The sequence below is a fragment of the Chromobacterium sp. CCUG 76385 genome (assembly GCF_059916625.1).
In genome coordinates this window covers 1-9,119 of the sequence record NZ_JAUCGU010000054.1, presented here as the reverse complement: position 1 = coordinate 9,119, position 9,119 = coordinate 1, and the positions used below count along the sequence as shown (strand labels likewise).

Genomic DNA, 9,119 nt, shown 5'->3' with positions numbered 1-9,119 from the left:
GGCGCGCGAAACGCCTCGATTCGGCGCAAAACGCATCCCGGCGCGACCGCTCACCAAACGTCAACAGCCCCTAGCGTGGCTTAACAAATCTATCGTCCCGCTATCCCGCGCGAGGACTATGTTCAAAATTGGCATGTATTTTGCAAGTCATCGCGGGTGTGGGCGGGATGTCACAGCGCGCGGAAACATCTTGTTGCAGATTTTTTGGACGGCGACATTGGCCTGAAGAATGGATAGCAAGTGGTACTGTAGATTGTATGCAATTGAACAATGCTCATATTCAAGTGTTCGCAATCGGTGCTGGCGCAGGGTGTCGCATGTTCGGATGTGAATAAAAGACATGGACAATATGACTGAAATGTAAAAGTGGCAGTAGAGGGCAAAGAGTTTGCCCAATGGTAGCGGCTGGAAAAATTCCACCTGAAGGTTTTGGTATAAAATTCAATAAAATCAATTGGATATTTGAATTTAAATGAATTTCTCCGGCGGCGGATTTTACCGGTCTTCGTAATTGACAGTCGATTGGATACATGGTGATAATCGGTTCGCCTGTCGGACAGAAGCCAAAATCAAGGCCCGCGGCAGGCAAACAGAACAGGCAGCAGTCAATAAGAGGGAATACCCCCGCAAGCTGCCGGCAGACAAACAGAGGAGATCTCCAAACGTGGACATATTTCTGCAACAAATCCTGAACGGCCTCGTTCTGGGTAGCATCTACGCGCTGATCGCGCTGGGCTACACCATGGTGTACGGGATCATGGGACTGATCAACTTCGCCCACGGCGAAGTGGTGATGTTCGGCGCCATGGTCACCATCACCGTCATCACCACGCTGATGGGCATGGGCATCAATCTTCCGGGGCCGGCCCTGGTGTTGATCGGGCTGTTGGTGGCGGTGCCAGCCTGCATGCTGCTCGGCTTCACCATCGAGCGCGTCGCCTACCGGCCGCTGCGCGGCAAGCAGCGCCTGGCGCCGCTGATCACCGCCATCGGCGTTTCCATCGTGCTGCAGCAAGTCGCCATCCTGATCTGGGGCCGCAACTACATTCCGTTCCCGCAGATACTGGACCATGACGTGGTGTCCATCTTCGGCGCCAGCATCACCAAGCTGCAAATCCTGATCATCGTGCTGTGTCTGGCCATCATGGCCGGCCTGCTCTTGATGGTGGAAAAGACCAAGCTGGGCCGCGCCATGCGCGCCACCAGCCAGAATCCGGCCGTGGCCGGCCTGATGGGCGTCAACGTCAACCACATCATCTCCGCCACCTTCGTCATCGGCTCCGGCCTGGGGGCGATCGCCGGCGTGATGGTGGCCACCAACTACGAACAGGCCCACTACTACATGGGCTTCATGATCGGCCTGAAGGCCTTTACCGCCGCGGTGCTGGGCGGCATCGGCAACCTCGGCGGCGCGGTGGCGGGCGGCATTCTGCTGGGCATCATCGAAAGCCTGGGCGCCGGCTATATCGGCACGCTGACCGGCGGCTTCCTCGGCTCCAACTATCAGGACATCATCGCCTTCATCGTATTGATCATGGTGCTGATCTTCCGTCCGTCCGGCTTGCTGGGCGAAAAAATGGCCGACCGCGCCTGATCCGGAGGAGAGAGACATGAATCTGAATACTCTGGATATCAAGAAGAAGATGGCCTTGTTCGCCCTCAGCGCGGTGGCGCTGCTGGTGCTGCCCTTTGTCGTGGGCGGCGCGCTGGGCAACTCCTGGGTGCGCATCATCGACTTCGCCTTGCTGTACGTGATGCTGGCGCTGGGTTTGAACATCGTGGTGGGTTTCGCCGGCCTGCTGGACTTGGGCTTCATCGCCTTCTACGCGATAGGCGCCTATACCTACGCCTTGCTCAGTTCGCCGCATTTCGACATCCACTGGCTGTTCTTCCTGACGATTCCGCTGGGCGCGGCGCTGGCCTCGCTGGGCGGGGTGCTGCTGGGGACGCCGGTGCTGCGGCTGAAGGGCGATTATCTGGCCATCGTGACGCTGGGCTTCGGCGAGATCGTGCGCATCTTCATGAACAACCTGAATGCGCCGATCAACATCACCAACGGTCCGCAGGGCGTCAACCTGATCGACCCGATCCACATCGGCGACGTTTCGCTGGGCAGAACCATAGAGCTGTTCGGCCTCAGCTTCCACAGCGTCTATCTCTATTACTACCTGTTCCTGGCGCTGACTGTGGGCGTGGTGATCATGGCTTTCCGCCTGCAGCACTCCCGCATCGGCCGCGCCTGGGTGGCGCTGCGCGAGGATGACATCGCCGCCGCGGCGATGGGCATCAATATCCGCAACATCAAGCTCTTGGCCTTCGGCCTGGGCGCGCTTTCCGGCGGCGTGGCCGGCGGACTGTTCGCGTCCTTCCAGGGCTTTGTGTCGCCGGAATCGTTCAGCCTGCTGGAATCCATCATGATCCTGGCCATGATCGTGCTGGGCGGCATGGGCCATATCCCGGGCGTGATCCTGGGCGCGGTGGTGCTGACCATTGCCCCGGAAATCCTGCGCGACGTGATCGGCCCGCTGCAGATGAAGACCTTCGGCCGCATGATCGTGGACCCTGAAAACGCCCGCATGCTGCTGTTTGGCTTGGCGATGGTAGTGATGATGCTGGTCCGTCCGGAAGGGATGTGGCCGTCCAAGCGCCGCAAGGCTGAATTCCAGCATGCAAAAGAAGAAGCGGCTGCGCAGAAAGGTTAATCATGGCTGAAGTTTTGCTGAAAATCGAAGGCATCCATAAGCGCTTCGGCGGCCTGCACGCGCTGAGCGACGTGGGCCTGAGCATCAACAAGGGTGAAATCTACGGTTTGATCGGCCCCAATGGCGCCGGCAAGACCACGCTGTTCAATGTGTTGACCGGCCTCTATGTGCCGGACGAGGGCAAGTTCGAGTTTGCCGGCCACAACCTGTTCCAGCAGAAGCCCCATGTGGTGGTGGCGGCCGGCATCGCGCGGACCTTCCAGAATATCCGGCTGTTCGCCGAGATGACGGCGCTGGAAAACGTGATGGTGGGTCGCCACATCCGTTCCAAGGCCGGCGCCTTGGGCGCCGTGCTGCGCGACAAGGGCACCATGGCCGAGGAGCGCGACATCGAGGCCAAGGCCTGGGCGTTGCTGGAGTATGTCGGCATTGCCGATGTGGCGAATGAGCGCGCGCGCAACCTGTCCTACGGCCACCAACGCCGTCTGGAGATCGCCCGCGCGCTGGCCACCGAACCCAAGCTGCTGGCGCTGGACGAGCCGGCGGCCGGCATGAACCCGAAGGAAACCGAAGAGCTGAAGGCGCTGATGAGCAAGGTCCGCGCAGATGGCGTCACCGTGCTGTTGATCGAGCACGACGTCAAGCTGATGATGGGCCTGTGCGACCGCATTGCGGTGCTGGATTACGGCAAGAAAATTGCCGAAGGCGTGCCGGAAGAAGTGCGCCGCAATCCTAAAGTGATCGAAGCCTATCTGGGAGCGGCCCACGCATGAGCATTCTGGAAGTCAAAAACCTGCAAGTGGCCTATGGCGGCATTCAGGCAGTCAAGGGGATCGATTTTCACATCAACCAGGGCGAGCTGGTCACGCTGATCGGCGCCAACGGCGCGGGCAAGACCACCACGCTGAAGACCCTGGTGGGCATGGTGAAGAAGTCCGGCGGCAATATCGTTTACGACGGCAAGGATGTGGCGTCCATTCCGTCTTATGATTTTGTTCGCCATGGCCTGGCCATGGTGCCGGAAGGCCGCGGCGTATTCGCCAAGCTGACGGTGGAGGAAAACCTGCAAATGGGGGCCTACTACCGCGATGACAAGGCTGCTATCCAGAACGAGATCGAACACGTCTACGAGCTGTTTCCGCGGCTGAAGGAGCGCCGGCTGCAGCTGGCCGGCACCCTGTCCGGCGGCGAGCAGCAGATGGTGGCGATGGGCCGCGCCATGTTGTCCAAGCCCAAGCTGCTGTTGCTGGATGAGCCGTCCATGGGCCTCGCGCCCATCATCGTCGAGAAGATCTTCGAGATCATCCAGATGATCGCCAAGCAGGGCGTGACCATGCTGCTGGTGGAGCAGAACGCCAAGCTGGCGCTGGAAGTGTCGCAGCGCGGCTACGTGATGGAAAGCGGCCGCATCACCATGAGCGGCAACGCCAGAGAACTGCTGGACGACCCGCGCGTGCGCAACGCCTATCTGGGCGAATAAGCGCTGCCTTCCCACCGAAACCCCCCCGGCTTCGCCCGCGGGGGTTTTATTATTTCCGTTCGCCCCGGAGCGGTAGCCGGTAGAGGTCGACCTGGCCGATGGCATCCAGAAAATCGGCGTCGTGGGAGATCAGCAGCATCGCGCCCGGGTAATGCTGCAATACGTCGATGACGTGCTGGCGGGTGATGAGGTCCAGATTATTGGTCATCTCGTCCAGAATCAGCAGCGCGGGAGGACGGGCGGCGATCAGCGCCAGCGACAGCCGGGCTTTTTCTCCTCCAGACAGCGTGGCCACGTCGGCTTCCACCGCCGCGTCGTCGCGGAACAGGAAATCGCTGAGAAAGTGGCGCAAGCGCTGCGGCGGCCAGCCTGCCGCGCATCGGCGCAGCGTTTCCAGAACCGAGACGCCTGGGCGCAGCGTGGCGTAATGCTGGTCCAGATAGCCGATTCGGGCCGGCGTCAGCCAGTCGCCGCCCAGCCGGCGCGCCGGCTCGATGCCGGCGATGGCGCGCGCCAGCGTGGATTTCCCCGAGCCATTGCCGCCGGCCAGCGCCAGCCTTTCTCCGCGCGCCAGCCGCAGGTGGATGCCGTCGAGCACGGGCTGTTGGTAGCCGACGCTGCCGTCGCTGATCTGCAACACCAGGCCCGTCGCGCGTTCGCCTTCTGTCAGCTGAAAGCGCGGCGCGATGCGTTCCGGCAGGCGCAGGGACGAGAGCCGGTCGTTCAGTTCGCGGCGCTGCTCGGCCAGTTCCGCCTGCTTGCGGCCGGCCGTGGTGTTGCCGCGCCCCAGTTTGGTGGGCGATTTGATCGTGGCCCACTTGCGTTCGGCGATGCTGCGCGCGCCGCGCTCGCGGGCCTTCCCGGCGCGCTCCTGCTCGCGCATGCGGGCTTGGTGCGTCGCTTCCTGCTCCCGTTTCAGGCAGGCGCGTTCTCTTTCCAGCGCGGCGCGCTGTTGTTCCCGCTCGCGCAGAAAATCGGCGTAGCGGCCCGAGAAGATTTCGATCTGGCCATCGCTGATATGCCAGATGCTGTCGCAGACTTCATCCAGCAGCGCCAGGTCGTGCGTCACCAGCGCGATGGCGCCGCTAAAGTTGCGCAGCATGCGGCTCAGGGCGCGGCGGTTGCGGGTATCGAGATGGTTGCTCGGTTCGTCCAGCAGCAACAAGTCGGGCTGGCCCGCCAGCGCCTGGCTCAAGGCTTGATTGACGCGTTGGCCGCCGCTGAGCTCGTGGTATCGCTCCACGATTTGCGGCAGGTAGCCGATGCGCGCGGCCTCGGCGCGGAGGATGCGGCCGGGCTCGGACGGCAGTTCGCCCTGCAGCATTTTCAGCAGTGAAGACTTGCCGCTGCCGTTGGCGCCGACGATGCCTATGCGTTGGCCCCAATCGATTTGCGCGTGGAAGTTGGAAAAGCAGGTTTTGTGCGGGAAGGCAAGGCTGAGGCCTTGCAGTTGCATGATGGGCATGAGAAATCTCGCGTCAGGGAGGTGTCGAGTGCCGCTTGGGCGGCTACCGGCCCCGTATGGGGCATTACGCGAGAAGGTGGCTCATGTTTAAGGATTCCAATGAAATGTCCGGCTATTTTTTCAAAAATAGCCGGTTTTGGCAAGGCGCGGCCGTCAAGACGAGCTTATTGCTTCTTTTCCGCCGCCTTGTCTTCGATTTTGGCCTTGCATGCCGGGGAGAGTTTTTCCTTGTTTTCAATCAGGCAGGCCTTGATCTGCTCGCGGCCTTTCTTGCCTGCGCACAGCTTTTGCGCGTCGTCCTTGCAGGGGGTGTCGCTGGAGGCGAAGGCGGAAGCGGCGAAGCCCAGCGCGCAGAGTGCGATCAGCAATTTTTTCATTTTGGCGGTCCTTATGTTGTTGATTGAGGCGAAAGTGCCCGTAAGCGCATATGCGGCTAATGGACGCGCTATTTTGTTCAGCGCATGCTGATAGCTCAAGTAAATGTGTATTAAAGATTTTGCTTTTGGCATACAAATCTACAAGGTTTTGCCAGCACCGGTTATCCTGGCCGGTATCTGAATCCTCTGAAAATGACTATGGAATTGGTGCGTGGTGCTCGTCTGTCGTAAGCTTGCGCGCACCGCTTCTTGCGCAAGGAAGAATATGTATAGCCTTACGGTCTTGTGGCACCAATTGCTGGGCGCCTTGTTGCTGCCTCCGCTGATTTATCTGCTGCCCATTGTGTTGGGCGCGCTGCTGCTTAGGCGTTGCCGTCTTTGGGGCTGTGGCTTGCTGGCCTTGGGCGTCGTGCTGGGATATCTGTTGTCCATCCCGCAAACGGCGATGTGGCTTGCCCGCCATGTCGAGCGTTACCCCGTGGTCGGCGCAGCGCAGTTGCAAGCGGTTGAGGCCATCGTGGTGCTGGGCGGCGGCAAGAAGCCGGCGCCGGAGTATGGCCGCAATGAGCCGGCAGCCGACACGCTGGCCAGGTTGCGCTATGGCGCTTATCTGGCGCGGCAGACGGGCAGGCCGCTCTTGGTGACCGGCGGCGCGCCGTTGGGCGGCGAGCCCGAGGGCGAGGTGATGGCGCGCACGCTGCGCGAGGATTACGGCCTGACGCCGCGCTGGGTGGAGAGCCGCTCGAACACCACCTTGGAAAATGCGCAATTTTCGGCCGCGCTGCTGCGGCGCGATCATGTCCAGCGGATTGCGTTGGTGAGCCAGGGCTGGCATCTGGCGCGGGCGGTGCCGTTTTTTGAACGGCAGGGCTTGAGCGTGCAGCCGGCGCCGACCGGCTTCATCCGCTACGATGGCGGCGGCGTGTTCTGGTGGATACCAAGCGGACGCGCGCAGCAGGAATGCCACTCTCTGCTGCGCGAGTACCTGGGGCAGTTGTTCTATTCGGTCCGCAAGGACGGTTGAGCGACCTGGCCTTGCGGTCTGCACAGGCAGGCCGCCAGTGCGCAGACGGCCAGCACCGCGCCGAGTTGCTGGACCATGCCAGACAAGCCCAGCATCGCGCCCAGCAGCACATAGTAGCTGAGGCCGAACAGCGCGCCGGCGGCGCCTGCCTGCTCGCGATAGTCTTGCAGGGCCTGGCTCAGCACATTGGGAATGGCGATGCCGAACGACATCATCACGCCGGCCACCGGCAGCAAGATCCAGGCGGATTCGCGCAGCAGCCAGGCAGCCAGGGCGGACAGCAGGGCCAGCGCGCAAGCCTGGCGAACCAGCGCTTCCGCTTGTCCGCCGCGCGCCAGCAGCTTGCGGTTGAGCAGGCTGCCTGCCAGCGAGGCGGCGGCCAGCACGGCCCCGGTCCAGCCGAATTCGCTGGCATTCCAACCGAGTCTATCGAACAGGAACGGCGCCAGGCTGTAGTAGCTGAAAATCATGGTATTGAACAGCGCCACCAGCATGGCGTTGCGCCAGAGCGCGCCATCGCCCGCCATGCGTCTGGCCAGCTTGGCCATATCGGGCCGCAGCGTATTGGCCGGGCGGGTTTCCGGCAGCATCAGGGCCGTCAGCGCCAGCAGCAGGCCGGCCAGCGTCAACAGCGCGGCAAACACGCCCAGGTGGCCGTAGCCGCTGGTCAGCCAGCCGCCGCTGATCAGGCCGAATACCGGGCTGACCGCCAAGGCGGCGCCGATCACCGAGAACACGCGGGCCAGCGCGGAGGAGTCGTAGCTGTCGCGCAGCATGGTCTGCACCACTACCGAACCGGCGGCCGCGCCCAGGGCGGCAACCATGCGGGCCGACAGCAGCATGCTGAAGTCGGTGGCGATCAGCGCCAGCGCCGAACCCGCCCCATAGCAGGCCAGCCCCAGCAGCATGGCGGGCCGGCGGCCCAGGCGGTCGCTGAGCCAGCCCCACAGCGCCACGCCGACGGCGAAGGCGATGAAATAGACGGACAGCGTCTGCGAGGCCCGCGCGTGGCTTACGCCGAAGACCGCGGCGATATCTGGCAGGGCTGGGCTGTAAATGGTTTCCACCAGCTGCGGGAACATGATCAGCAGCGTCAGCAGCCATAGAGGGGGACGGATCGTCGTTTTCATGTCGATTTCCTTTCGTTTGACGACCGCCAGTCTAGTGATCACGGATTTGTCTGATTACAATGATAGTGACTTTATATATAAGAAATCGGACAAGTGGCGAAAATAGCCGCCAATCAGGCATTCGACGCGGACAGTTTTGACGCCCCGGTCATCGGCATTGCCGCCGATATGGGCGTGCATGATTCCGGCCTCCATAGCCATGGCCGGCATCAATTGCTGTTTGCCGCCGCCGGCTGCATGAGCATCGAGCTGGAGCATACTCTGTGTCTGCTGCCGCCCAGCCGCGCCGCCTGGATTCCCGCCGGCATGCGGCATCGCGTGCAATCGCGCGGCGTGGTGGCTTATCGTTCGCTGTATTTTGACCGCGCGCTGCCGTTTGCCGCGCCAGGCTTGCAGGTGGTGGAGGTCAATCCCTTATTGCGCGAGGTGATAGAGCGCATGGCGTTTTGGCCTTGGGACATGGCGGACGAGCGGCAAGCCAGCTTGCTTCAGGTGTTCGGCGAGGAATGGCTGGCGTCGCGCAGCGAGAACTGGCGTCTGCCGTTCCCGGCCGATTCGCGGCTCGCCTCATGGCTCGATGCGGTGCGCCGCGGCGATTTGCCGCCGCGGCTGAAACAGCTGGCGGCGCGGGTGGGGGCCTGCGAGCGGACGATCAGCCGGATCTTCCTGCGCGATACCGGCATGAGCTATCAAGATTGGCGCCAGCAATGGCGGCTGCTGAAGGCGATGGAGCGGCTGGCGGACGGCGCGGGGGCCGGCGAGGTGGCGCAGGCGCTGGAGTTTGCCAGCGATAGCGCCTTCATCGCCTTTTTCCGCCAGCATGCCGGCGTGACGCCTGCGCGCTACGCGCAGGCGCGGGGTTCCTAGGGGCTGTTGACGTTTGGTGGGCGGTCGCGCCGGGATGCGTTTTGCGGCGAATCGAGGCGTTTCGCGCGCCGCAT

General features: G+C 62.4%; 9 protein-coding genes. 6 read left to right on the top strand and 3 right to left on the bottom strand.

All coding sequences use genetic code 11. From position 1 onward, the window contains the following. The first annotated feature begins 664 nt into the window (after nucleotides 1–664). Genes QUG01_RS19585 through QUG01_RS19570 form a run of 4 tightly spaced genes read left to right on the top strand, consistent with a single transcriptional unit; the run spans nucleotide 665 to nucleotide 4,182 of the window. Complete coding sequence (locus tag QUG01_RS19585) at nucleotides 665–1,594, top strand: branched-chain amino acid ABC transporter permease (RefSeq protein WP_500831554.1); 930 nt, start codon at nucleotides 665–667, stop codon at nucleotides 1,592–1,594. A gap of 16 nt (nucleotides 1,595–1,610) precedes the next feature. Then, nucleotides 1,611–2,702 carry an ABC transporter permease subunit gene (locus QUG01_RS19580; RefSeq protein ID WP_500831553.1) on the top strand — a complete coding sequence of 364 codons (1,092 nt, stop codon included), beginning with the start codon at nucleotides 1,611–1,613 and terminating at the stop codon, nucleotides 2,700–2,702. Between the two features lie 2 nt (nucleotides 2,703–2,704). Continuing rightward, nucleotides 2,705–3,475: an ABC transporter ATP-binding protein gene (locus QUG01_RS19575; protein WP_500831552.1), complete on the top strand. Its 771-nt coding sequence runs from the start codon at nucleotides 2,705–2,707 to the stop codon at nucleotides 3,473–3,475. Then, the gene (locus QUG01_RS19570; protein ID WP_500831551.1) at nucleotides 3,472–4,182 is read left to right on the top strand and encodes an ABC transporter ATP-binding protein; all 711 of its coding nucleotides are present in this window, start codon (nucleotides 3,472–3,474) and stop codon (nucleotides 4,180–4,182) included. The genes QUG01_RS19575 and QUG01_RS19570 overlap by 4 nt, the downstream gene beginning before the upstream one ends. A 49-nt stretch (nucleotides 4,183–4,231) precedes the next feature. Here QUG01_RS19570 and QUG01_RS19565 read toward each other — a convergent pair whose 3' ends face one another. Together QUG01_RS19565 and QUG01_RS19560 are read right to left on the bottom strand one after the other, a co-directional pair. Further along, complete coding sequence (locus QUG01_RS19565) at nucleotides 4,232–5,647, bottom strand: ABC-F family ATP-binding cassette domain-containing protein (RefSeq protein WP_500831550.1); 1,416 nt, start codon at nucleotides 5,645–5,647, stop codon at nucleotides 4,232–4,234. 164 nt (nucleotides 5,648–5,811) lie between these two features. After that, nucleotides 5,812–6,024 (bottom strand): hypothetical protein, encoded by a 213-nt coding sequence (locus QUG01_RS19560; protein ID WP_500831549.1) that lies wholly within the window; start codon nucleotides 6,022–6,024, stop codon nucleotides 5,812–5,814. Nucleotides 6,025–6,289: 265 nt separating this feature from the next. On the opposite strand from QUG01_RS19560, the gene QUG01_RS19555 reads away from it, so the two are divergent. Beyond that, a complete protein-coding gene (locus QUG01_RS19555) occupies nucleotides 6,290–7,048 on the top strand; it encodes a YdcF family protein (RefSeq protein ID WP_500831548.1) in 759 nt (252 codons plus the stop codon). On the opposite strand, the gene QUG01_RS19550 is transcribed toward QUG01_RS19555, so the two are convergent. Further along, nucleotides 7,024–8,178: a multidrug effflux MFS transporter gene (locus QUG01_RS19550; RefSeq protein ID WP_500831547.1), complete on the bottom strand. Its 1,155-nt coding sequence runs from the start codon at nucleotides 8,176–8,178 to the stop codon at nucleotides 7,024–7,026. The two genes, QUG01_RS19555 and QUG01_RS19550, sit on opposite strands and share 25 nt — an antisense overlap. A 93-nt stretch (nucleotides 8,179–8,271) precedes the next feature. Between QUG01_RS19550 and QUG01_RS19545 the strand changes: the two genes are divergently transcribed. After that, complete coding sequence (locus tag QUG01_RS19545; RefSeq protein WP_500831546.1) at nucleotides 8,272–9,045, top strand: AraC family transcriptional regulator; 774 nt, start codon at nucleotides 8,272–8,274, stop codon at nucleotides 9,043–9,045. Nucleotides 9,046–9,119: the final 74 nt, after the last annotated feature.

What these genes read in the sequence shown, in the direction of transcription:
- QUG01_RS19550 (WP_500831547.1), bottom strand. Translation starts at nt 8,178, where the DNA reads ATGAAAACGACGATCCGTCCCCCTCTATGGCTGCTGACGCTGCTGATC.
- QUG01_RS19565 (WP_500831550.1), bottom strand. Translation starts at nt 5,647, where the DNA reads ATGCCCATCATGCAACTGCAAGGCCTCAGCCTTGCCTTCCCGCACAAA.
- QUG01_RS19555 (WP_500831548.1), top strand. Translation starts at nt 6,290, where the DNA reads ATGTATAGCCTTACGGTCTTGTGGCACCAATTGCTGGGCGCCTTGTTG.
- QUG01_RS19575 (WP_500831552.1), top strand. Translation starts at nt 2,705, where the DNA reads ATGGCTGAAGTTTTGCTGAAAATCGAAGGCATCCATAAGCGCTTCGGC.
- QUG01_RS19580 (WP_500831553.1), top strand. Translation starts at nt 1,611, where the DNA reads ATGAATCTGAATACTCTGGATATCAAGAAGAAGATGGCCTTGTTCGCC.
- QUG01_RS19570 (WP_500831551.1), top strand. Translation starts at nt 3,472, where the DNA reads ATGAGCATTCTGGAAGTCAAAAACCTGCAAGTGGCCTATGGCGGCATT.
- QUG01_RS19560 (WP_500831549.1), bottom strand. Translation starts at nt 6,024, where the DNA reads ATGAAAAAATTGCTGATCGCACTCTGCGCGCTGGGCTTCGCCGCTTCC.